This is a genomic window from Paenarthrobacter sp. NPDC058040, assembly GCF_042885775.1.
GTDB lineage: Bacteria > Actinomycetota > Actinomycetes > Actinomycetales > Micrococcaceae > Arthrobacter.
The window spans coordinates 207,672-230,211 of record NZ_JBHVRN010000002.1; the positions used below are offsets into that span (position 1 = coordinate 207,672).

Genomic DNA, 22,540 nt, shown 5'->3' on the forward strand with positions numbered 1-22,540 from the left:
TCGGCGCTCACTTCTCCGTGAGCCATGACACAACCGTAAAAGGCACGTTCCCTTTTGCGCAATGCATGTTGTTGAAATGTCAACACGGTGCAGTTAGGATCAAACCGTGACCGGATCAACAAAGGAGTGCCCGTGAACGAACCAGCCACACCCAGGCGCAACTCTTCGGGGCTTCGCAGGGACCTCGAACTACTGGAAATTCTGGGCTCCCAGGAAGCTGCCGCCAGCAACGGACTGGGTGTCAGCAAGGTGTCCGAAATTGCCGGCCGCGACAAGGCCCAGGTTTCCCGGACACTGGCCACGCTTGCCGAGGCCGGCCTGGTCAGCCGGGATCCGGAGAGCCTGCTCTACACCCTGGGCCACGGCTTGTACGCGTTGGCGGCCCGGACTACGGAGGCGAGGATGGTCAGCGCCTCGGCCCCCTACCTCAAGCGGGTCTCGGCAGCCACACACGAGACAACCCACCTCTGCGTTTTGCGTGGGGGCACGGTACTGACATTGAAGAGCGAAATGTCCAACCACACTTACAGGGCCCTCGGCTGGGAGGGGGTAAGCGTTGATGCCTGGAGCACGTCCGCCGGGCGGGTACTGGTGAGCGATTGGGATGAGACGGCGCTGAAGGATTGGTACGACACCCACGCCCTGGCCGCCGATCCCGGTGCACGCCCTGACCGACGGGACCTCTCCCCGCTTGCTTTGGAGGCCGGCCAAGGCCCCGCGGCGGGCGAGCTTAAATCAAAGATCCAGACTTTCGCGGACCTCAAGGCGGAGATTGCCCTGATCCGCCGGCAGGGATACGCCGTGGTGGACGAGGAATTCGAGATTGGCGTGGTGGGCGTTTCCGCCCCCGTCTATGACTTCAAGCAACGCATCGTTGCCGCTTTCAACGTCAGTGCGCCCAAACAGCGGCTCGGCCGGCACCTGGACCAGGCGGGGGTGTTGGCGGCGAGGGTGGCCAGGGATTTCTCGCTGGCCCTCGGCGCTTCACCCGGCAAGCAGGGGGCATAGCTACCGCAGCGACTTGTCCCCCGGATCCCGCGGGACCACGTACGTGCTGCCATCCGGGCGGCGAAGGGTTTCCCACTGCTGGGTCTCGGCCTGCCGCTGCGCCAGGAGGCGGCGGTTTTCCTCGGTCATCTCATGGTCGATCGAGCTGCTGTGCGCCGGGCCGAAAATAACCCGCAGCTTACCTGTTGCGTGCATGAACTTCTGGGCAAAGGTTTCCTTGGCCACGGGCGATCGACTCCTTTATGTAGACAACGCGTTTCGACCGTTTCGACATACCCATAGTACACTAACAATTAGTGCACTAACTAATGGGCGATGAAGCAAGATGAAGCAAGCCAAACCACACCAAGGAGGGAAGCCATGACGACAGTCAGCGAAACCACCCCGGACACCGATGACCTGCTCTTGGAGCGCCAGCTCTGCTTCGCCCTCACCGTGGCATCCCGAAGCGTGGTGGGCATCTACAAGCCCGTCCTTGAGCGGATGGGGCTGACCCACCCGCAGTACCTCGTGATGCTTGCCCTCTGGGAACGGAGCCCCCGGACCCTCAAGGACATCAGCGACGCCCTCCTCCACGAACCGGCAACCCTCTCCCCGCTGCTCCGCCGGCTGGAAGAAGCCGGACTACTCACACGCGAGCGTGTTCCGGGCAACGAACGGGCCCTTGCCATCAAACTGACGGACAAGGGAGCCGCCCTCCGCGAACAGGCGTTGGCCGTTCCGGGAGAGATACGGGAACGCCTCAACCTCACCCGCGAGGAAGTGGCAGAGCTGCACCAGGCAATGACCGGCCTCATCGCCGCGACCCAGCATGGAGCCGCGTAAAATGGCAGCAACCGAGGAGGTTCCATGCGCTTGCGATTCGCACGTCCCACACAGGCACGCCCCGCAGCGGCAGCGTCCATACTGGCAATCCTGGCCATAGCCGGACTGGCAGCCTGCACGGGCACCCCAGCGCCCGATAACACGAGCCCCAGCACAAGCACCCCAAGCCCAAGTGCCACCACCAGCGCGACGCAAGCACCGTCGTCGTCCGCTACCTCCGGAGGCACCCCCACCCAGGTCCCCACGAGCATCGGACCCAGTGATCCCGGGCCCAGCCTTCCCGGAACCGTGGCAGGGCAGGGCAATGCCGAACTCTCCATCACGTTCCTGGCGTCCGCCGACGCAGCACCACAGAATTACACCCTGGTCTGCGCAGGCGGTGTACCGGCGGCCGAAAGCAAGCACCCCACCGCCGCGGCCGCCTGCGAAGCCTTGAAGAACTATCCAAACCTCCTGACGCCGACAACACCCAAGGACCAGAACTGCACCATGCAATTCGGCGGTCCGGAGACAGCCACCGTCACCGGTTCAGTGGACGGCAGGGAAGTCAACGTCAAGTTCAGCCGGACCGATGGCTGCCAGATCGCACAGTGGGATGCTGCCAGCGTCATCCTTGGTGCCAGCGGTGGAGCAGCCTAGGCCGGCGCACCTCCCCCAAGAGCAATGGCTCGGGCTGGAGGCTGCCCATCATGCCCGGGTCGCCCGGTACGCGGACCCGTATCTCGCACGCCGTTCTGCGGGCCAAAAGCACCCCGTCGAGGACTTCCTTTTCACCTACTACACCCAGAAGCCAGGGCAGTTGCTCCGCTGGCATCCCGGCGACGGCGTAGTCCTCAGCGGCGATCGCGCCCTTGAGCGGGCCGGCTGGAAGTTCTACCGCACGCTCGACGACGGCCAGCTCGCCGCCGGCGGCCTCCCTCCCGGAACGCCGGCGGTCACCTTTGATCGCGGAAGTTTCCTGGACCAGCGCGCCGAAGCGGTCCGCTTCGCGGGCATCATCCTGCAGGGAACCGCCATGCGGCCCGCACAATTCGGCTGCTTCGGACTCCACGAATGGGCCATGGTGTACCGGCAGGAGAAGTTCGAGCTGCGCCACGAGTACCTGCAGTTACGGCTCGGCGGGGAAGGCACTGATGAGGTGGTGGAGAAGAACCGCATCCGCTGCACCCATTTCGACGCGTTCCGCTTCTACACCCCGGATGCAGTCCCGCTCAACGAGCTGTCTCCCACCCGGGAAAACCAGCGCACCATGGAACAGCCGGGCTGCCTGCACGCCAACATGGACCTCTACAAGTGGGCCTACAAATTGACGCCCGCGCTGCCCAGCGAAGTGGTGATGGATTGCTTCGAATTGTCGTGGCGCATCCGTGCCATGGACATGCAGGCGTCCCCCTACGACCTCGAAGAATGGGGCTACCCGCCCATCAGGATCGAGACACCGCAGGGCAAGGCCGAGTACGTTGAGTACCAGCGGGCCTTCGCGGCCGAATCCCAGGAGCTGCGGGCCCGCGTGCTTGAGGCAATAGGGCCGCTGCTCGAGGCACTCCCGGCCGCAGCCTGAAGCACCCGACGCCACCAGCGAAAGGTAACCATGGTTTCCACCGAAAAGACCACGTACGACGTCGACCTCAAAGTCACGCTGACAGAGGCACCTGGCGCTGAACCCCGGGAGTTCAGGCTGAGGTCCGTCGATGGCGTCCTGTCTCCGGACGAAGGTTCATTGGACTCGAACCTGCCGGACGCGCATGCGGCGCTGGCCGCCGTCGAGCAGTTCGGCGAGGAAATCTTCTTTCCCGTGCCGCGGCCGGACCGGATCTGCACGCAACAGTACGGCGGTCCGCAAATGGCCACGGTGACCGGCTGGTTCCGTGGCCGGAAGGTCAACAGTGCGTTCAGCCGGACAGATGGCTGCGAGATCGCACGTTGGAAGACCATGGCCGCACTCCTGGGGAACACTGGGGGCTCCACGGGCAACGCCTAACGCTTCCCAAGGACCCTTTCAGCTGCCGCTTTGGACCGGCCGGCGGAGGAACAGGGCCACTGCCAGGGCCGTGGCCAGGCACAAGCCAGCGTTCAGCACGATGGCCGTGGTGACGCCGCTGAGCACGGCCGGGGCGGCGTTGTTCCCGATGGCAAGAATCCGGGCAGTGAAAAGGGCGCTCATGATCGGAATGCCCATGGTGATGCCGATCTGCTGGCTCATGGTTGCCAGCCCGGTGGCAAGGCCCTGCTCCCCATCGGGCAAGCCGGAGGTGGCGGTGACCATGAACCCGACAATGACCACGAGGTTGGCTACGCCACCCACGAACGTGGCAACCAGCAGCAGGGCGATGGAGGCCGGGTGTGCACTGAGCAGCACAAGAGCGCCGGTTGCCATGGCCTGGACAATGAATCCGTAGACGATGGCCTTCTTGTTGCCGATCTTTCCTATGACCTTGGGGCCCAGAACCCCGCCGAGCACCGTTCCGAGACCGAGCACCGCGAAGGCCAAACCAGCGCCAAGGGGCGTGTAACCGAGCACCTGCTGCAGGTACAGCGTCAGCAGGAAGACCAGGGACGTCTCGGTGACGAACGCAAGAATGCCGGCAACGTTGCCCCACGCAACCGTGGAGCGCTTCAGGATGTCCAGCGGAACCAACGGTGACGCTGCCCGGCGTTCAACAGCCACAAACGCAACAAACAACACCACAGCTGCCGCGAGGGACCCCAAAGTGACCGGATCGATCCAGGAGTGCTCGGCGGCGTTAGTCAGTCCGAAGACCAGGGCCAGAAGGCCGAGGGTCACCGTCATTGCTCCGGGAACGTCCAACTTCAGCTTGGTGGCCGGCTTGCTCTCGGCCAGAACAACGGGGGCAATACTGAGCACGGCGATGGCCACGGGAACATTGAGGAAGAACGCCCAACGCCAGCTGAGCAGGTCCGTCAGCAGCCCGCCGAGGACGGCACCCGTGGTGAATCCGGCGGCCATCAGGGAGCCGTTCAGTCCCAACGCCTTGTCCCGAAGCGGACCTTCGGGGAACGAGGCCAGAAGCAATGACAACGCCGCCGGTACGACGATGGCCGTCGCAATACCTTGGCCTGCGCGCGCAACGAGCAACAGGGCGGGATCAGCGGCGAGGCCACCGGCCAGCGAGGCCGCGCCCAGCAGGGCCATACCGATGATGAACATCCTGCGACGGCCCACGATGTCCGCCACCCGGCCGAACAGCAGCGTCAATCCGGCTGCGCAGAGCGCGAACGCGGTGGCGATCCACTGAAGGTTCTCAAGGCTGAAGCCGACGTCGGCGCCGATGGCCGGGAGGGCGACGTTGAGGATCGAGAAGTCGACGGCCAAGGTAAAGCTTGCCGTGAGCAGGACAATGAGCGCCAGCCGCTGACGGCCGTTCATCCGCCCTGGAGCTTGGGCCGGCCGCCCGGTTTCTTCAATCAAGGGGGAATCGCCGGGTTCCGTGCTGACTTCCGGTTGCGTTGTCATGGAGAAAGTTCCTTCTCTGGAGGGGCTGCCGCCCGCGGACGGCATCTTCACAACTCCACGTTCATCCAATCCCAGGGGATCAACCACACCCCCTGCTGCCTACCCCTGGCAGTGACAGGACAGCGCGGCAAAGGACCGGCAGAATGGGCCCATGAGTAATCCAAGTGAACTTGGGGAGTTCCTTCGCGTCCGGAGAGCTGCCTTACAGCCAGAGGACGTTGGCCTGCTTAATTACGGCATCCGCCGCGTACCCGGCCTCCGCAGGGAAGAGCTGGCCATGCTGGCCGGCGTCAGCAGCACCTACTACACGCGCTTGGAGCAGGGCCTCAGCAACAACGCCTCCGAAGCCGTTATCGACGCCATCGCCCGGGCACTGAACCTGACCACCGACGAGCGCGCGCACCTTTTCAACCTGGCACGGCCGGAAACCACCAAAAGGCGGACCCCAACCAAGCCGGACAAGGTTAGGCCCGGCACACTCCGCCTCATCGAGTCGATGGCCGGTACGCCGGCCGTCGTCCTGGGACGCCGCAGCGAAGTCCTCGCGTGGAACCGGATTGGCCACAGGCTCGTGGCGGGCCATTTGGATTTCGCAGCACCCTGGAAACCTTCAACGAGGCCCAACATGACGCGGCTGTTGTTCCTCGACCACCACACCCGTGAGCTTTACAGCCGATGGCAGGACGAGGCCGCCCGTGCTGTGTCGTCCCTGCGACTCCTCGCGGGCCGCGCCACCGAGGATCCGGAGCTCGCTTCGCTGGTGGGCGAGTTGACGCTGAACAGCCATGAGTTCGCCGCTCTGTGGGCACGGCACCCGGTGCAGAACTGTATGTCCGGGGTGAAGTACATGCATCATCCCGAGGTAGGCGATATTGAACTCCACTTCGAAGTCCTGACCCTGCCCGACGACTCAGGACACCGTGTTCTGATGTACGCCGCCGATCCCGGCACGCCCGCGGCCGAAGCCCTGCAGCTGCTGGTTTCCGGTGATGCCAGCGAACGGATCCCCGTAGCGTGACGCACTGCGGTACTCCGCTTAACCACAGCAGTGGCCGGCGGGGTCTCCGCCGGCCACTGCTGTTCGTCAGGAGAACGGGGAACTAGCCCGCGTTGTTCTCCTGGGTCTGTTCGTCACCACGGATCTTGCCGCGGTTCTTCTTGTCCTTCTTCGGGTCCTCGTTATCAGGTACCACTGCGGTTCCACCCGGGTTCACCACCACCGTGACGAAGCTCGGCTCACTGGTTCCGGCAAAGGTCAGGCGGCCGATGTAGGAACCCGGTTCCAGCTTGTTCCAGTTCAGGGAGATGGTGCCCGTCTTGCCGTTGGCCAGCTTGATGGGGTTGGGCGTGACCGTGGCATTGCCCTCATTGGCCCCCAGGACCGCGGCGTCAACAGAGGCCTTGGTGGGCTGGTTGTTGGGGCTCGCGTAGAGGTTGGCGAAGACGAAGTAGTCGCCGGGGGCCGGGTTCGGCACCGACAGCGATTCGCTGGCCGAAGCCGTTGCGGCCGGCAACTGCTGGCCGGATGGTGTCAGCACCAGCATGTCGAAGTCCGCTGCGTCGCTGGAGGAAATAACCGAGAACTTGGCCAGGGCACTGCCCGCATCCACGGTCACCTTCTTCACGAAGTTCGACGCGTTGGTTTCGCCGGCGAACGGACCCGGAACCAGCTCGATCGCCGAGGAGTCGGCCTTGGACAAGCCGTCAACCGTGACGCCCACCGGCAGGTTGGTGCCGGAAGTGATGTTGATGGTTCCGGAGCCGTTGGGGCCGGTTCCCGTGAACGCCAGCGCCCTGTCCGCGATCACGGACTGGGGACGGACGGCAATGGGCGAGGTGACGGTCTTGTTGGCACCCTGCCAGCTCAGCGATCCCATGGCGAACTGTCCCAGTGCGGCGCTCTTGTTCTCGAACTGGACCTTGAACGTGCGCTTCTCGCCTGCGCGGCTGAAGTTCAGCACGGACGGGGTCACCTTGACGTCGACGCCCGGAACGTTCACCGAAGCCCGGTACAGGCCCGGCGTCAGGGCCGTCACCGTGCGGGTTACCTCGATCTTGCCGGCCAGGTTGCCCAGCGCGAAGGATGGCACGTTGACGTCGCGGGCCTGCGTGGTGCCGAGGCCCGGGATGCCCAGGTCCATGCCGGTGCCCTGGACGAACTTGAGGTAGTCCTCAGTGGTGTTGTCGTACACCAGGCCCGGCGACAGGACCTTGGCAGGATCCACCTGGCCTGCACCAGTGGCGAAGACGTCCGTGTTCGGAGCACCATTGGCCAATTTCACCTGTCCGGCCGTGGTCATCATGGCGGACTTCACGGTGGCCGGAGACCACGTGGGGTTCTTGGACAGGATCAGCGCGCCAAAGCCTGCCACGTGCGGCGAGGCCATGGACGTGCCGGACAGGAATCCGAAGTTGTCCCCGCCGGTTCCGATCGGCGAGACACCCGCAAGGATGGCGACACCCGGAGCGGAGACGTCCGGCTTCAGGAGGTCGGAGTCAGTAGCCAGCAACGGGCCGCGCGAGGAGAAGCCGGCGATCTGCGGCTGCGCTTCCAGCGGCAGACCGGTGGTGTCGCGGTTCAGCAGGGAGACGGTGATGGCCGGGTTGGCCGTGACCTTGTCCTTGATGGCCTGGGTAGCCGGCGGGTTCACGTGGACCGTGGGCACTGCATGCTTGTCCGTGTCCAGCGAAGAGTCGGTCAGGTTCACCAGGATCATGCCCACGCCGCCGGCGCGCAACACTTCGGCGCTCTTGGCGGTACGGTCCACAACACCGCGGTCACAGACCACAACCTTGCCGGCCACCGTGGCCGGGTCAAGCGAACCCGGGGCACAGAGCGCCGCGTTTCCGGTGCCGCTTGCGGCATTGGTGGAAAGCACGACGCCGGCCCCGCTCACCTCTTTGTTCATGATGCTCGCTCCGCGGAACTTGCTGCCGTCGGAGAATTCGACGGTTCCCTGCAGCTCCTGCGAGAACGACGTCGCGGCAACCGTCGTCAGCCACGGGGCGCCATGGTTGACGGTGCTGGCGGTCGGACCCGAGTTGCCGGCGGACGTGGCCACGAAGATGCCTGCGGAAGCCGCGGAGAGGAAGGCCAGCGAGACGGGGTCGGTGGTGGAGGTGGTGGAACCGGAGATGGAGTAGTTCAGCACATCCACGCCGTCCAGGATGGCCTGCTCGATCGCGTCAATGGACGCCGATCCGTAGCAACCGCCTGTGCTGGGGTCGGTGTCTTCCCAGCAGACCTTGTAGATGGAGAGCTTGGCGGCCGGTGCAATGCCGCTGGTGATGCCGAAGCTCCGGCCGTCCACGGTTGCTTCCACATTGGCGTTGCCCGCCGCGGTGCTGGCAGTGTGGGTACCGTGGCTGTCGACGTCAACGGGTGAGATGACTTCTTCCGGGGCCCGGTTTTCCGGCGGAACCGTCTCAAGGAAAGCGTCGGCGAAGTAATGGGTGCTCAGGACCTTGGAGTTGCAGGCGCTGCCGTCATAGTCGGCACCGGTGCCCGTTCCCGGCTGGCACTCGCCCACAAACGTATCGCCGTCGGCCTTCAGCATGGCGATCTTGCCGTCATTGGTGCGGTAGGGGACGCCGACCTGCGGGTTTCCTACCAGCGGGCCGACGGGATCACCGGCAAAGAAGGGGTTGGACGGCGTGTAACCGGTGTCGATGACGCCAACAACCGTGCCTTTGCCGGCGTTGTCCACGCCGCCGTACTGGGTGTTCCACGTGCCATTGGCGCCGCTGAGCTTCAGGAAGTCCGTTGTGGAGTAGTCCGGGGCGTACTGCGTGTCCGGGGAGACCAGCAGGACCTTGGGATCCTTGGCCAGGTTGATGGCCTGGTCCGCGGTGAGGTTGGCGCTGAAGCCGTTGACCGCCGTCGTGAATTCACGCTGGATCTTGACGTTTTCCTGCTGCGCCACTTCCTTCTGCTTCTGCTGCAGGTGCGACCGGTACTGCTTCACCTGCGCGCTGTCCGCGTCGAGCTTCTTGCCCTCCTCCGGCTTGGTCGGCGCAAGGCCCGCAGTGCCGCCGTCGTAAGTAGCTGCCGGCTTCTCTGCCAGGACCACCATGTAGCGGCCGTCCTTGTACGCATTGGGGTCAAGGTTCTTCTTGGCCACCGCCGCAACATTCCCCGGGACGTTCTCCGCTGACGGAGCCGCCTGGGCCGGCAACGCCACCGAGGAGAGCAGCAACGGAACGCCCACGGCCAAGGCCGCCGCCTTCCGCAGCCCCCCGCTTCCGGCGAAGCTCTTTCCTTGTGATTTCACGAGTGATTGCACCTTTCACTGGGGAGGACCTGGCGCCTTCGCCCGGACCTGTCAACTGGAGATGGTTGCGTTTTTGACAGGTCCTGTCAAAAATCCGCAACCAACCGAGTCACAGAGTACAGAGCGGGACAGAATTATGACATACAGCACATTTCGGGAAATTTGTCTTGTCACACGCCGACCGGCCGGGCATGTGACGAAGAAAGAACAGCAGGCGCACAGGGAAGGCCGCCGGTGCATGCACCGGCGGCCCTCCGCACCAAGGCACTCAGCCCTTGGGCGTCACCTGCAGGCGGTCAAAGGAAACCTGCTTGCCGTCCTTGTCCAGCACCACAACGTCATCCCGGCCATTCTTCACATCCGAGGGAAGAATGAATTCCACGGTGTTATCCGTGGTCGGGAAAATCCAGCCCATACGGTAGCTGTTCTTGTTGAGGTACACGTAATACCACTGGCCGTACTCCAGGCCCTTAAGAACCACCTTTTGTCCGTTGCGGTATTTGTCCGCAGTCCCCAGGTCGAACGGTGCCGTCTGTCCATCGAAGTCCTGCACCGTCAGCCGCGGTTCACCCGACGGCTGGGCAGGCTGGACCTTCAACTCCAGAGCATCGCCCTCGGCCGTCACCGCCACATCCTTGGAACCATTGTTCGCGGTCGCTTCGAAGCCCACCGGAGCCAGGGACCCGGCAGCCACGTCGGCGGCCGTCAGCACATGCTCGCGCGTCGCCGTCACGGTGTCACCGGCGGCAAGGGAAGCAACCGAAATGCCCGCGTCAGGAGCCTCCACTCCTGTCACCGCAACGTTTCCGGCGTTGCCCACGGTGTAGGTGTACGTCACGGGATCTCCAACACTGGCGAAACGATCCCCGTCCGCATCCTTCCATTCGGCGGAAACGGTGGCGGACAGCGCCGCATCACGCACTTTCAGATCCACTTCTCCCCCATTGACGGTGTAGGTCTTGGGGCTTTGTCCGGCGGCGCTGACTTCCCACGTGGTCACCGGTACGAAGAACCCCTGTTCGGCCTCGGCCGCCGTCACCGTGTGGCGGGGCGTGGTGCACTGGTAGCTCTGACCGGCTGCCAAGGAAGAGTAACGGCAGTTGCCCGGGCCCTCGGGCACGAACGGACTGAAGTTACCGGCAGTGGGCACCACTTTTTCAGCCAGTGCGCTGGTGTTCTTCACCGTGAACGTATACGGAACCAGGTCACCTGCGGCGTACGGCTGGGTCGCTAGGTCACGCCCGACGTCGGCACGCGCCCCGCTGATGTCGGCCGCCACCAAGCCGTCGCGCAGGGCGACCGCAGCACCAGTAAACGGAACTGTCTTGGTGAGTGACGGCGTCGAGCTCGACGTGATGCTGAAGCTGGCCTCCGGCGCGAAGTAGCCCCGTTCCACATCGGCAGCCGTGACCACGTGCTTGGCTGTGGTGCAGTTGTAGCTGGCACCGGCAGCAAGGTTGTTGTACCGGCAGTTGGGGGCCGACGGCGGCAGGAAGCCGGAGTCGAACGTCCCCGAAACGGGCACTGAGTTGGCGGTAACGTTCGCCGTGCTCTTGACGGTCAGCGTGTAGCTCAGCGTCTCGCCCGCTTGGTACGGATTCGCGATGACGTCCCGCGCGGGAGCAGTGCCCGTAATGGTGAGTCCCACCTGCGGAGCAACCGGCACCGTGGCCGTGAATGTGAACTGCGAAACCCGGCCATCCGCCGTCGTAAAGGCCGCGTTGAGGTTCTGCGGGCCGCTGGCGTTGGCAGGGGCGGTGAGCGCAACGTTGACGGTCACCGACGCGCCGGGGGCAACGTCGGGAACCGGCACCGTGGTGGCCGACCAGCCGCTTGGCGTGTAAACAGTGGCCGTGGCACCGCTCAGGGTAACGGCCTCCTGGTTCGTCACAGTGACGGGAACCTGCTGGGTGGCGCCCGGCGCCGTGGTGACGGCCGGGACGGACAGGGGCGCACAGGCGTAGTTCAGCCAGGCGTCGTCGAACGTGGCGAACGGCATGTCGTCCGTGTAGTTGCCTTCGTAAAGGACGCCGAACTTTCCGTCCTCAAGCCGGCTCACCGTGGAATAGGCCGAGAATCCGGAACGGATGGTGCGGACGCCGGGCCAGGTGGCGCCGTCGTCGCAGGACACGCGGGCCGAGACGTTCTCGCGGCCGGTCTTGGAGTTGGCGTTGGTGAAGATGAGCTTCTTCGCGTCCGCTGAACCCTGCGCTGCGTTGGGAAACATCCTTGCGATGGAGCCGTTGTTGGCCGGATCGGGCAACTCGGTGTCCTGGGTGACCGGGCCGTAGGTGGCGCCGCCGTCGGTGGAGATGGCCACCTTGCGGTAGCCTTGGTTGGCGTTGTCCCGCGAATTCAGGAGCACGCGTCCATCCGAGAGCTCTACGGTTTTGTTCTCATCCATGCGGTCCCCGACGTTCGCGCCCTTGGTCCACGTCGCCCCATGGTCGTCGGAGTAGACGCTGTAGGCCTGGATCTTGTTGGTCCCATCGGCCTGCCGCACGTCGCCGGCGTACTGCTGGATGAGCCGGCCTTTGTGCGGGCCGTACTTGAGCTGGATGCCTTCGCCGGAGGAAGCGAAGTTGGAGCGGACATCGCCGGCCACGGGACTCGTTTTGCTGGTGCCCGGCTTGGTGACGTTGGTGATGAGACGGGGCGCGCTCCAGGTGACGCCACCATCGGAAGACTCGATCACGGCCGAGGAAATGACGTTCCTGTCGGCGTCGTCGTTGCCGAACTGGCTCCCGCCGAAGCCTTGGTCCTTGGAGTAGACGAAGAAGGCGAACACCTTGTTGGCTTCTGCGTCGTACACGTACGACGGATCGCTGTAACCGTACTTCGGTCCGCTGGTATCGCCCACGTGCCCGGCGGCGATAACGGTAACCGGGCTCCAGGTCTTGCCGCCATCGGTACTGCGGCGCTGCACGATCGAGTTGGGATTGGGAGCGTCGGCGGACGAACCCGGCCGGCCGTCCCAAGCGGCGAGGACCACGTTGTTGGCCAGATAGGTGAGCGCGGGGATGCGGTAGAAGAAATTGGCGGCGGTGCGGTCTGCAGCGAGGTTGCTTTCACTGAAGCTTCCCGGGGCCAGCGTGGGGTCGCTGGGTGGAATCGGGGCCGCGTGGGCGGGCAACCCGAGTCCGCCAACCATGCAGGCGGCCAAGGCTCCGGCGGCGGATATTCGTGCGAAGGAAAGTGCAGGGGATCTCAAATCCAGGGTCCTTTCGAAACGGCGGGATCGATCCAACATGACCATTGGTGTTACGTGCCACGTCGAACGTCCTACAACCATAGAGTGTTCACCGTCACATTGCTAGGGATGACGCAGACCCTGCGCCCGCGGAGGTCCAAGCGGTAGCGTCAAGCCCATACCCGAATCCCCAGCAACGGAGCCGCACAGTGAAGATTCTCGTTCCCCACACCATCACCCTGGACCTCTCCGCCATCGGCGACGACGTAGTGACCTACCAGGTGGACCAAGCAATTCCCGATGAGCACACTGACGCCGAAGTGCTGGTGGTTTGGCAAAACACCCCGGAAAACCTCGGCGACGCTGCCCAGCGCCTTACCCGACTGCGCCTCGTGCAAACGCTGGCCGCCGGTCCGGACTCCGTCCTCGCTGCGGGCTTCGCGGGCAACGTGGCCATCACGTCCGGCCGATCGCTTCACGACGGCCCGGTGGCCGAGCACGCCCTCGCGCTTGTCCTCGCTTCGATCCGGCGCCTGGATACCCTGCTGGAATCCCAAAAGGCCGCTGCGTGGAACCGCGACTACAACGTGGCCCAGTCGGCACCGGAAACCGAGCAGCTTTACACGCTCGACGGCGCCAAGGTCACCATTTGGGGGTTCGGATCCATAGCCGGGCGGCTCGCTCCCCTGCTGGCCGCGCTGGGGGCCAGCGTCACCGGCGTCGCGAATTCCGCCGGCGAGCGGTACGGCTTCCCGGTGGTGGCCACGTCGGAACTCCAGGAGGTCCTGAAGACAACGGACGTCTTGGTCTCAATCCTCCCGGCCACGCCTGAGACGGAGGATTCCCTGAACGCGGACATCCTTGCTGCTTTGCCGAAGACCGCGGTGTTCGTCAACGTGGGCCGTGGCGCCACCGTGGACGAGGATGCCTTGCAGGCCGCACTGGCTGAGGGCCGGCTCCGTGCGGCGGCGCTGGATGTCACCAAGACGGAACCGCTGCCTTCGCACTCGCCGCTGTGGGCCACCCCCAACCTGATCATCACGCCGCACGTGGCAGGCAACCGCCCCAAGGGATCCGCAAAACTGGTCCTGGCCAACGCGGCAGCACTCAAGGAAGGCCGGGAACTGACCAACCAGGTGGCCGGCTAGCCACAGAAAAGCGGGCACGTCCGGCAAGGACGTGCCCGCTTTTACGGGTATTTGGATCAGGCGTGCTCGTACGTGAGGCAGTCGGCCGAATCGGCGCCGGGGCCAACCTTCACGTCGTGGGCTTCGCACATCAGGTTGTTGTTGTGGACACACTCCGAACGTTGGCACGCGCCGACGTGCGCAAGAACCTTCGGCAGTCCGCCCATGGTGTTCGTGTCAATGAACGTGGCGCAGGATGCGTGATCCTGCGTGCCGCCAATGGTGATTCCAAAAGCGGTGCAGCCATCGTGGTTGAATCCGCAGCTGCCAACGCTACAGGCGGATACTTCGGCAACGTGTTCGGTCATTGTTCCTCCTGGTGTGGGCCAAGGGGCTGAACCCCGGATGTACTACCCAAAGTACGCCGGATTTCCGGGGTTTAACCCCCGCCATTAGCGCATTTGTATGTGCGCTAATCGCCCTATTCGCCGGGAGTGCGAATGGATTGCCCGGGACTCCTGATGGCCTGGCTGATCCGGTCCCTTGTTTCCCGGTCCAGGGGAGCCATCAACCGCTGCTCGCGGGCAGCTCTGTCCGCCTTGATTTTCTGGAAGACCATGCGCCCCAGTCCGGCAAAGACTGCTACGGCCATGACGCCCAGCACCATCGACTTCGGTTTCTCAGCCATGCCGCAATCCTAGTGACGCCGGGCACCTGCTGCCATACCGCCGTCGGGCCCTTGATCGCAGGGAATTTCCCGCGAAACGGCGGGGGCTCCTCGCACAAACGCGCTGAATAGGGTATGTGCGCTCCTCCCGGTAGGATAGATGTGCAAGCTCGCGGAGCGCCCCCACACCGTTTCAGGACACCGTTTTCGGGACATAGTTCGAACGCGGCTGAACGGCGTGAGACGGCATCCTCCGCGGCAGCCTTATTTAAAGGTTCACCCAACTCACGCACAGGAGTTACCGGATGCCCCGGATCGTCGTTGACGTCATGCCCAAGCCCGAGATTCTGGACCCCCAGGGGAAAGCCATTGTGGGTGCACTGCCCCGCCTCGGCTTCAACAGCTTCAGCGCAGTCCGCCAGGGCAAGCGCTTCGAATTGACGGTTGACGGCGAGGTGACCGACGCGATCCTGGCACAGGCACGCGAGGCTGCTGAAACCCTGCTCTCCAACCCGGTGATCGAGGATGTTGTCAACGTCGAGGTCGTCGAGGCCTGAGATGACTTCACTCCCCTTGATTGGCGAGGCTGTGGCCGTCGCCGCTGAGCCCCGGCTTGCCGGCGCCAAGATCGGCGTCGTCACCTTCCCCGGCACCCTGGACGACCGCGACGCCGCCCGTGCAGTGCGGCTTGCAGGCGCCACGGCGGTGCCGCTCTGGCACGCCGACACCGAACTCGGCGACGTGGACGCTGTTGTGGTCCCCGGTGGTTTTTCCTACGGCGACTACCTCCGTGCCGGCGCCATTTCGCGCTTCGCGCCGCTGATGTCCAAGATCATCGACGCCGCCAACTCCGATGCAAAGCTGCCCGTGCTGGGTATTTGCAACGGCTTCCAGATCCTGACCGAATCGCACCTGCTGCCCGGTTCCATGATCAAGAACGACCACCTGAAGTTCATCTGCCGCGACCAGGTGCTGCGCGTCGAGAACGCCAACACCGCGTGGACCCTGGACTACCAGGACGGCCAGGAAATCACTGTGCCCCTGAAGAACCAGGACGGCCAGTACATCGCCGACGAGAAGACCCTCGACGCCCTTGAGGCCGAGGGCCGCGTGGTGTTCCGTTACGTGGGCTTCAACCCGAACGGATCCCGCCGCGACATCGCCGGCATCTCCAACGCCGCCGGCAACGTGGTGGGCCTCATGCCGCACCCGGAGCACGCAGTCGAGGCAGGCTTCGGTCCGGCCACGAACGACGGCACCGACGGCCTCGGTTTCTTCACCTCCGTATTGAACAAGATTGTGGGAGGCGACAAGTGACCACCGAAACCACCAAGAAGTTCAACATCGATACCGTTGAGCACGCTGCCAAGACCCCGGACACGGAACTCCCGTGGGCCGAGCTGGGCCTGAAGCAGAACGAATTCGACGAGATCGTCAAGGTCCTTGGCCGCCGCCCCACCGGCGCCGAGCTGGCCATGTACTCCGTGATGTGGAGCGAGCACTGCTCCTACAAGTCCTCCAAGAACCACCTGCGCCAATTCGGCGACAAGGTCACCGAGGAGATGAAGAAGGACATGCTGGTGGGCATCGGCGAGAACGCCGGTGTGACCAACCTGGGCGACGGCTGGGCCGTGACCTTCAAGATCGAGTCCCACAACTCGCCGTCGTTCGTTGAGCCGTACCAGGGTGCCGCTACCGGCATCGGCGGCATTGTCCGCGACATCATCTCCATGGGTGCGCGCCCGGTTGCCGTGATGGACCCGTTGCGCTTCGGTGCAATCGACCACCCGGACACGGCCCGCGTCATGCACGGTGCCGTTGCCGGCATCGGCGGCTACGGCAACTGCCTCGGCCTGCCGAACATCGGCGGCGAAATGGTGTTCGACTCCGTCTACCAGGGCAACCCGCTGGTGAACGCACTGGCCGTGGGCGTCATGCGCCACGAAGACATCCGCTTGGCCAACGCCTCCGGCAAGGGCAACAAGGTTGTCCTGTTCGGCGCCCGCACGGGTGGCGACGGCATCGGTGGTGCCTCGGTGCTCGCTTCCGAGTCCTTCGACGACACCAAGCCGTCCAAGCGCCCGGCCGTCCAGGTGGGCGACCCCTTCGCTGAGAAGGTGCTCATCGAGTGCTGCCTCGAACTCTTCAAGGGCTCCCTTGTTGAAGGCATCCAGGACCTCGGCGCCGCAGGCATCTCCTGCGCCACGTCCGAGCTCGCCTCCAATGGCGACGGCGGCATGCAGGTTGAGCTGACCTCGGTACTGCTTCGCGACCCCACGCTGACCCCGGGCGAGATCCTCATGTCCGAGTCGCAGGAACGCATGATGGCAATCGTCACCCCGGAGAACGTGGAAGCCTTCGAGGCTGTCATGGACAAGTGGGCTGTTGAGTACTCCTGGTTGGGTGAAGTGACGGACACGGGCCGCCTCATCATCACCTGGGAAGACGAAGTAATCGTCGACGTCGACCCCCGTACCGTCGCGCACGACGGCCCGGTCTACGACCGCCCGTACGCCCGCCCGGAATGGCAGGACTCCCTCCAGGCGAACTCGTTCACGGGTTCCGTGGAAGACGCAGGCCGCCCGTCGGCGCCGTCCGAGCTGGCAGCTGCCGTCACCGAACTGGTCGCTTCCCCGAACATGTGCAGCAAGTCCTGGATCACCAAGCAGTACGACCGCTACGTTGGCGGCAACACTGCCATGGCTTTCCCGGATGACGCCGGAGTGGTCCGGGTTGACGAGGAATCGGGCCTGGGCGTTGCCTTGGCCACCGACGCCAACGGCCGCTACACCTTCCTTGACCCGTACCAGGGTGCACAGCTGGCCCTGGCCGAGGCCTACCGCAACGTCGCCACGTCCGGCGCCGTGCCGATGGCCGTCAGCGACTGCCTGAACTTCGGTTCCCCCGAGGACCCGGACGTCATGTGGCAGCTGGCCGAAGCCATCCGTGGCCTGTCGGACGCCTGCATGGAGCTCGGCGTTCCGGTCACCGGCGGCAACGTTTCGCTGTACAACCAGACCGGCACCACGCCGATCCACCCCTCGCCGGTAGTGGCAGTCCTGGGCAAGCTCGACGACGTCGCCCGCCGCACGCCGTCGGGCTGGCGCGAAGATGGCCAGGCCATCTACCTGCTCGGCACCACCGCTGCCGAGCTGGATGGTTCCGAATGGTCCAACCTGCGTGGGCACCTCGGTGGCAAGCCGCCGAAGGTAGACCTGGCAGCCGAGCGCGAACTGGGCGAGATCCTGATCAACGCGTCCCGCGACGGCATGGTCGATGCAGCACACGACCTCTCCGAGGGTGGCCTCGCGGCCGCTTTGGTGGAGTCCTCGCTGCGCTACGGCGTAGGTGCCCGCATCGCCCTTGAGGAACTCATGGAGCGCGACGGCGTGGACCTTTTCACGGCCCTGTTCTCCGAGTCCCAGGCGCGTGCGATCGTTTCCGTGCCGCGCTCCGAGGAAGTCCGTTTCAAGGACATGTGCACCGCCCGCGGCTTCGCCCACCTCCGGATCGGCGTTGTTGACGCTGCCGGCGGAAAGCTGGAGATCAACGGTGTGGACGGGCTCTCCCTGGACGCCCTCCGCGAAGCACACGAAGCTACGCTGCCGAAGTACTTTGGCTAGCAGAGGCTAACGTCGCAAGGCCCCGGCACTCGCAGAGTGCCGGGGCCTTGCGCGTTCCGGGCCAGGGTCTACCCGGCCTTCCTGGGAACGGTTTACCCCGGCCAGGTCCCCTGGCGCCTCAGCTGCTCCGTGAAGTCGGGGCCGGGCGCCGGACGGCCAAAGTAGTAGCCCTGTCCGCTGGTGCATCCGATGCTCCGCAGCGCCTCGGCCTGCTCCGCCGTCTCGATCCCTTCCCAGATCCCGTCAAGCCCACAGGAACGGATCACTTGCTGGATGGCAGCGAGGAACTTCAGCTGTGTTTCGTCCTTGCCCAGCTCACGGACGAACTCCCGGTCCACCTTCACGTGGTCCACTGGGAGCTTCCGGAGGTACCCCATGGAGGAGTAGCCGGTGCCGAAATCGTCGATCTCCAGGCCAACGCCCAAGCGGTGCAGGCTCATCAGTGTGTAGCGGTCCAACTCGTTGTTCTGGATGATGGCGCTCTCGGTAAGCTCCAGGACCAGGGACTCGGGAGGCAGTCCGGCCCCTGCCAGCGCCTCGCGCACGTCGTCCACGAATTCCAGGCTCTGCAGGTCAGGGGCGGAGACGTTGATGCGCATGGTGAAATCATGGTGCGCGGTGGCAGGATCCCGCCTCCATGCAGCCAACTGCGCCACCGAGGTACGGAGGACCCATCGGCCGAGCTTCGCGATCAGGCCCGAGGACTCGGCGATGGGAATGAAGCGGTCCGGCATGATGAGCCCATGTTCAGGGTGGTTCCAACGGACCAGTGCTTCGCTGCCTTGGAGGCGGCCCGTGGCCAGTTCGACAATCGGCTGGTAGTACAACACCAGTTGGTCGGAATCGATGGCGTGCCCAAGCTCCCCCACGATTTGCCGCTGGAGTTGGCGTGCCAGGAGAGTGGCCGGATCGAAGTTCTTGACCTTGTTGCGTCCCTCGGCCTTGGATTCCTCCATCGCCATGTCCGCCTCAAGGAGGAGTTCGCTGGGCGAATGGTGCGGTTCCACCATCCTCAGCCCCACGCTGGCCCTGCATCTTACGCTTTCAGTCCCTAAGTCGATGTCGGGTTCGAGCGCCGCCAGGATGCGGTTCCCGGCCGCAGTGGCCCTGGCAAGAGGGGTGGCGGGCAACAGCACCGCGAATTCGTCGCCACCGAGACGAGTAACGACGTCGTCCTCCCTCACTGCCTCGCGAATGCGCACGGCGACTGTCATCAGGACCTGGTCCGCGGCCGCATGGCCCACCGACTTCTTGAGTGCTTTGAAGCCGTCGAGGTCCAGCAGCAGCAAGGCGGCCGGCGAGCCACCCTCGGCTTTCTGTGCCTCCACCACGGCGCTCTCCAGCGCGAACCGGTTCCCGAGCCCGGTAAGCGGATCAGTGGTGGATTCGTGGCCCTCGGCCTGGCGGGCTTGGTGTAGCTCGCCCTTGGCGCTCAAGACAATTCCAAGCGGCGCAAGCTGTCGTCTACCACGGACTTCGGTTTGGCCACGGGATTGCTGCGCTCATCGAGGAACAGCCGGTACGACGCAACGTCCAGCTTCCCGCCCGGCTCCGTATCTGTTCCCGAGCGGTACACGTGGGTGATCCACGAGCCGCCGAGGATGGCCTCGATCCAGGCGTCGCACTCGGCCAACGGCAGCGGGACCCGAGTACCCGTGTTGCGGCGGTGGCCCGCTATGGAGAGGGTGATGCAGCTCCCCAGCAGGCCCTTGTCCGCGGTGAACCATGCGAGCCCCTGCACGTCGGCCACGATGGTGAGGCTCGCGTTTCCATCCTCCACCGACTGCACCGGATTCATCCGGCACGATCGCCGGGCCGTGTTCAGCGCCGCGGCCGTGCCGGCCTGGTAGGGCGGGCTGGTGATGTCCTGCCGGAACGAGTTCAGTTCCTGGGTGTGCTGGATCTGGATTTTGGTGGTCAGTTCATTGAAGGTCATGATCGTGCCTCATCAGCGATAGTGGCCGCCCCGAGGCGGTCTGCTCCGACAATCCTGTTTCGTCCCTGCGCCTTCGCGCTGTAGAGTGCCGCGTCCGCAACTTCGATCATGAAGCTGAGATCCGCGGTGACCGGAGTGCTGGATGTGACCCCGTAGCTGACTGTTGGGAAAATGCCTCCACCGGGCACTTCCATGGTGGACATGCGGCGGCTGATTTCCACCGCGACGTTTTCCGCCCGCTCCTGCGTGGCACCCGGCAGGAACAGAACGAACTCTTCCCCACCGTAGCGGCCCACCAAGTCTGTGGAGCGAACGCTTGCCCGGCACGCTTCGGCGAACGCCTTCAAGGCGGTATCGCCGGCGCGGTGGCCGTGTTCGTCGTTGACCGCTTTGAAGTGGTCCAGGTCCGCAAGCACGACGGCCGCACTTGACTCGGTGCCCCGCAGGCGGTCGAGTTCGGTGCCGGCCAGGTCCAGGAACGTGCCGCGGTTGAGGAGCCCGGTCAGGTGGTCCCTGGTGGCACGTTCACGGAGTCCCTTGATCAATTGGTCGCTGCTGAGGGCCGTCATGCTGAAGGACACGGTAACCAGCAGCACCAGTGACACCAGGCCGGAGGGCGCAGGCCCGAAGTACGTACGGAACATATGGCTTGTTGGACCTTCAAGGCCGTAAACCACCCACCGACCCAAGTAATACAAGGCAAGGAGTCCCGCCGCGATGGACAGGCCCTTGTGTACTTGCGAATGGGTGGCTTTGATGAACCAAAGATCCTTCGCGGCCAGAGCAATTCCAAGGGTCATCATGCCCAGGTACACGAAGCCCCCGGACCACACATTGGTGGCGGGATTCTCCAGGACGGAAGCCACGGCAGTGATCAATGGTGCGATCGCCAGCTGCCACGGAGCTGCCTTCTTGTCCCGCAGCGTGCGGGCTCCCGCCCAGACGCTGTAGGAACCAGCCACTACCAGGACATTGCCCAAGGGGTTCGCCCAAGTTTGGTGCAGGGTGCCGTTGAGCAGGAAAGCCGCGTTGCCGAGCATGTATTCCAGCAGGGCGACACCCCACCACCCTGCGTAGGGCGATTTGGTGCGTCGGTAAGAGGTGAAGAACAGCACGAAGAGGGTCAGAGTGACCACACCAAGGGCTACCCTCACAGAAAACGCGTCGAGCACCACGGTTCGCTCCTGCCACTTGGTCCCACGCCAATTTCTACCATGACGGAGTTCCTGTCAATGCAGGGCCTGTCCACGTATTGCACATGCATTCAACGTTGCGCATGTCCACTCATCTCCCCCCTGGGTGATCCGTGGTTTCAGTGTGATCGCGTTGGCTCAACCTCCCTGCGGCATTTCCTCAAGATTGGATCAAGATCGGGGGATCACACGGTGTTAACTGATAGCTATGTGGATCGGCTGGATTGAATTCGACGTGCTCCTCGGCGAGGTCCATAGCCTCAAGGAAAAACGCTCATTGGTTCGCCCTGTTGTTGCCGAGCTCAAGCGCCGCTTCGACGTGTCGGCGTCGGAAACGGGGCTCCAGGACCAGCATCGGCGCGCGATGATCGGGGCGGCCGTGGTCGCCTCCGACCACGCGCACCTGAGGGAAGTGCTCGACGCCGTTGAACGGTTCGTGGCCTCCCGGCCTGAGCTTGAGCTGCTGAGCGCGAGGCAGCGGGAACTCCACAGCGAGGATTAATACCCGATGACTGCCTGGCGGGTGGAGTCGAGGTGGGCATCGATGGCCTCGTGGGCTGCGTCAAGGCTCCTGCTGCGGAGGGCGTCCACAATCAGTTGGTGTTCGCGGAGCACGTCCCCGGCACGGTCGGTCCCCTGGGTCACGGCCCGGACACCGATCCTGAGTTGCCGCTGCCTGAGTGATGAATAGAAGTCGGCCAGGATCGGGTTTCCGCCGGAACGCACCATGAGGGTGTGGAATTCGGTGTCGAGCTCAATGAACCGGGCGGGATCGTCCTTGGCCTCCTGCTGCTGTTCGATGATGCGCTGGAAGGCGTCGATCTGGCTTTCGGGCATGGCCTCCAATGCCAGGACGGCCCACTTCTCCACCACGGACCGTGCCTGCAAAATGGCGCGTACATCGGGATCGGAGATCGGCGGCACGTAGGCACCCTTGTGCGGGATCCGTTTGACGAAGCCCTCGGCTTCAAGGCGTAACAACGCCTCGCGGACGGGGGTACGCGAGGTCCCGGTGGACTTGGCGAGGACCGCTTCGTTGAGGAACGTCTCTTCGTCCCGCGGCAAGGCAGCGATGTAGCTTTTCATCCACTGGTACGCCACGTCGGGCTGCGACTGGGCAGTGGTGGGGGTCATCTGGATCATTCAGAGCCTTTCTCGCGAAGCCCAGTATACGAGTTGCATTCAACAAAATTCACTATAGACAGCTTGTATACAACTCGTCTAC

At 64.3% G+C, this 22,540-nt stretch carries 21 protein-coding genes; 11 read left to right on the top strand and 10 right to left on the bottom strand.

Annotation, left to right across the window (positions count from 1 at the left end; genetic code table 11):
- The first annotated feature begins 132 nt into the window (after positions 1-132).
- Positions 133-1,008, top strand: a complete 876-nt coding sequence (locus ACFVSJ_RS03805) for an IclR family transcriptional regulator (RefSeq protein WP_387434573.1) — start codon at positions 133-135, stop codon at positions 1,006-1,008.
- On the opposite strand, the gene ACFVSJ_RS03810 is transcribed toward ACFVSJ_RS03805, so the two are convergent.
- A complete protein-coding gene (locus ACFVSJ_RS03810) occupies positions 1,009-1,233 on the bottom strand; it encodes a hypothetical protein (protein ID WP_387434574.1) in 225 nt (74 codons plus the stop codon).
- A 135-nt stretch (positions 1,234-1,368) separates the two neighbouring features.
- Here ACFVSJ_RS03810 and ACFVSJ_RS03815 point away from each other — a divergent pair, with 135 nt between their 5' ends.
- From ACFVSJ_RS03815 to ACFVSJ_RS03830, 4 genes are read left to right on the top strand one after another with little or no spacing between them, the layout of a single operon-like run.
- A complete protein-coding gene (locus tag ACFVSJ_RS03815; RefSeq protein ID WP_387434575.1) occupies positions 1,369-1,833 on the top strand; it encodes a MarR family winged helix-turn-helix transcriptional regulator in 465 nt (154 codons plus the stop codon).
- A 24-nt stretch (positions 1,834-1,857) separates the two neighbouring features.
- The gene (locus ACFVSJ_RS03820) at positions 1,858-2,472 is read left to right on the top strand and encodes a serine protease inhibitor (protein ID WP_387434577.1); all 615 of its coding nucleotides are present in this window, start codon (positions 1,858-1,860) and stop codon (positions 2,470-2,472) included.
- Positions 2,405-3,394, top strand: a complete 990-nt coding sequence (locus ACFVSJ_RS03825) for a 3-methyladenine DNA glycosylase (RefSeq protein ID WP_387434578.1) — start codon at positions 2,405-2,407, stop codon at positions 3,392-3,394. The genes ACFVSJ_RS03820 and ACFVSJ_RS03825 overlap by 68 nt, the downstream gene beginning before the upstream one ends.
- A gap of 30 nt (positions 3,395-3,424) precedes the next feature.
- Positions 3,425-3,814 carry a serine protease inhibitor gene (locus ACFVSJ_RS03830; RefSeq protein ID WP_387434580.1) on the top strand — a complete coding sequence of 130 codons (390 nt, stop codon included), beginning with the start codon at positions 3,425-3,427 and terminating at the stop codon, positions 3,812-3,814.
- Positions 3,815-3,832: 18 nt separating this feature from the next.
- Here ACFVSJ_RS03830 and ACFVSJ_RS03835 read toward each other — a convergent pair whose 3' ends face one another.
- On the bottom strand, positions 3,833-5,221 hold the full coding sequence (locus ACFVSJ_RS03835) for an MFS transporter (RefSeq protein WP_387434786.1): 1,389 nt from the start codon (positions 5,219-5,221) through the stop codon (positions 3,833-3,835).
- Positions 5,222-5,459: 238 nt separating this feature from the next.
- On the opposite strand from ACFVSJ_RS03835, the gene ACFVSJ_RS03840 reads away from it, so the two are divergent.
- On the top strand, positions 5,460-6,326 hold the full coding sequence (locus tag ACFVSJ_RS03840) for a helix-turn-helix transcriptional regulator (protein WP_387434581.1): 867 nt from the start codon (positions 5,460-5,462) through the stop codon (positions 6,324-6,326).
- A gap of 82 nt (positions 6,327-6,408) precedes the next feature.
- Here ACFVSJ_RS03840 and ACFVSJ_RS03845 read toward each other — a convergent pair whose 3' ends face one another.
- Both ACFVSJ_RS03845 and ACFVSJ_RS03850 read right to left on the bottom strand, forming a co-directional pair.
- Complete coding sequence (locus tag ACFVSJ_RS03845; protein WP_387434787.1) at positions 6,409-9,522, bottom strand: S8 family serine peptidase; 3,114 nt, start codon at positions 9,520-9,522, stop codon at positions 6,409-6,411.
- Positions 9,523-9,847: 325 nt separating this feature from the next.
- Positions 9,848-12,835: an exo-alpha-sialidase gene (locus tag ACFVSJ_RS03850; protein WP_387434583.1), complete on the bottom strand. Its 2,988-nt coding sequence runs from the start codon at positions 12,833-12,835 to the stop codon at positions 9,848-9,850.
- Positions 12,836-12,978: 143 nt separating this feature from the next.
- Here ACFVSJ_RS03850 and ACFVSJ_RS03855 point away from each other — a divergent pair, with 143 nt between their 5' ends.
- On the top strand, positions 12,979-13,917 hold the full coding sequence (locus tag ACFVSJ_RS03855) for an NAD(P)-dependent oxidoreductase (protein WP_387434584.1): 939 nt from the start codon (positions 12,979-12,981) through the stop codon (positions 13,915-13,917).
- A 56-nt stretch (positions 13,918-13,973) separates the two neighbouring features.
- Here the strand turns inward: ACFVSJ_RS03855 and ACFVSJ_RS03860 are convergent, their stop codons facing one another.
- Positions 13,974-14,264: a DUF1540 domain-containing protein gene (locus ACFVSJ_RS03860; RefSeq protein WP_387434586.1), complete on the bottom strand. Its 291-nt coding sequence runs from the start codon at positions 14,262-14,264 to the stop codon at positions 13,974-13,976.
- 113 nt (positions 14,265-14,377) lie between these two features.
- Positions 14,378-14,584 (bottom strand): hypothetical protein, encoded by a 207-nt coding sequence (locus tag ACFVSJ_RS03865; RefSeq protein ID WP_387434587.1) that lies wholly within the window; start codon positions 14,582-14,584, stop codon positions 14,378-14,380.
- Between the two features lie 284 nt (positions 14,585-14,868).
- On the opposite strand from ACFVSJ_RS03865, the gene purS reads away from it, so the two are divergent.
- Genes purS through purL form a run of 3 tightly spaced genes read left to right on the top strand, consistent with a single transcriptional unit; the run spans position 14,869 to position 18,186 of the window.
- A complete protein-coding gene (gene purS, locus ACFVSJ_RS03870) occupies positions 14,869-15,120 on the top strand; it encodes a phosphoribosylformylglycinamidine synthase subunit PurS (RefSeq protein ID WP_011773385.1) in 252 nt (83 codons plus the stop codon).
- A gap of 1 nt (position 15,121) precedes the next feature.
- Positions 15,122-15,880, top strand: coding sequence for a phosphoribosylformylglycinamidine synthase subunit PurQ (gene purQ, locus ACFVSJ_RS03875; RefSeq protein ID WP_387434589.1), 759 nt, complete (start codon positions 15,122-15,124; stop codon positions 15,878-15,880).
- Positions 15,877-18,186, top strand: a complete 2,310-nt coding sequence (gene purL / locus ACFVSJ_RS03880; RefSeq protein WP_387434591.1) for a phosphoribosylformylglycinamidine synthase subunit PurL — start codon at positions 15,877-15,879, stop codon at positions 18,184-18,186. The genes purQ and purL overlap by 4 nt, the downstream gene beginning before the upstream one ends.
- A 92-nt stretch (positions 18,187-18,278) precedes the next feature.
- On the opposite strand, the gene ACFVSJ_RS03885 is transcribed toward purL, so the two are convergent.
- Genes ACFVSJ_RS03885 through ACFVSJ_RS03895 form a run of 3 tightly spaced genes read right to left on the bottom strand, consistent with a single transcriptional unit; the run spans position 18,279 to position 21,297 of the window.
- The gene (locus ACFVSJ_RS03885) at positions 18,279-19,622 is read right to left on the bottom strand and encodes a putative bifunctional diguanylate cyclase/phosphodiesterase (RefSeq protein ID WP_387434592.1); all 1,344 of its coding nucleotides are present in this window, start codon (positions 19,620-19,622) and stop codon (positions 18,279-18,281) included.
- Positions 19,619-20,122, bottom strand: a complete 504-nt coding sequence (locus tag ACFVSJ_RS03890) for a hypothetical protein (RefSeq protein WP_387434594.1) — start codon at positions 20,120-20,122, stop codon at positions 19,619-19,621. The genes ACFVSJ_RS03885 and ACFVSJ_RS03890 overlap by 4 nt, the downstream gene beginning before the upstream one ends.
- Positions 20,119-21,297, bottom strand: coding sequence for a GGDEF domain-containing protein (locus ACFVSJ_RS03895; RefSeq protein WP_387434595.1), 1,179 nt, complete (start codon positions 21,295-21,297; stop codon positions 20,119-20,121). Before ACFVSJ_RS03895 ends, ACFVSJ_RS03890 begins: the two co-directional genes overlap by 4 nt.
- A 226-nt stretch (positions 21,298-21,523) precedes the next feature.
- Here ACFVSJ_RS03895 and ACFVSJ_RS03900 point away from each other — a divergent pair, with 226 nt between their 5' ends.
- Positions 21,524-21,817 carry a DUF503 domain-containing protein gene (locus ACFVSJ_RS03900; RefSeq protein WP_387434596.1) on the top strand — a complete coding sequence of 98 codons (294 nt, stop codon included), beginning with the start codon at positions 21,524-21,526 and terminating at the stop codon, positions 21,815-21,817.
- On the opposite strand, the gene ACFVSJ_RS03905 is transcribed toward ACFVSJ_RS03900, so the two are convergent.
- Positions 21,814-22,458, bottom strand: a complete 645-nt coding sequence (locus tag ACFVSJ_RS03905) for a GntR family transcriptional regulator (RefSeq protein ID WP_387434597.1) — start codon at positions 22,456-22,458, stop codon at positions 21,814-21,816. The genes ACFVSJ_RS03900 and ACFVSJ_RS03905 overlap by 4 nt on opposite strands.
- Positions 22,459-22,540: the final 82 nt, after the last annotated feature.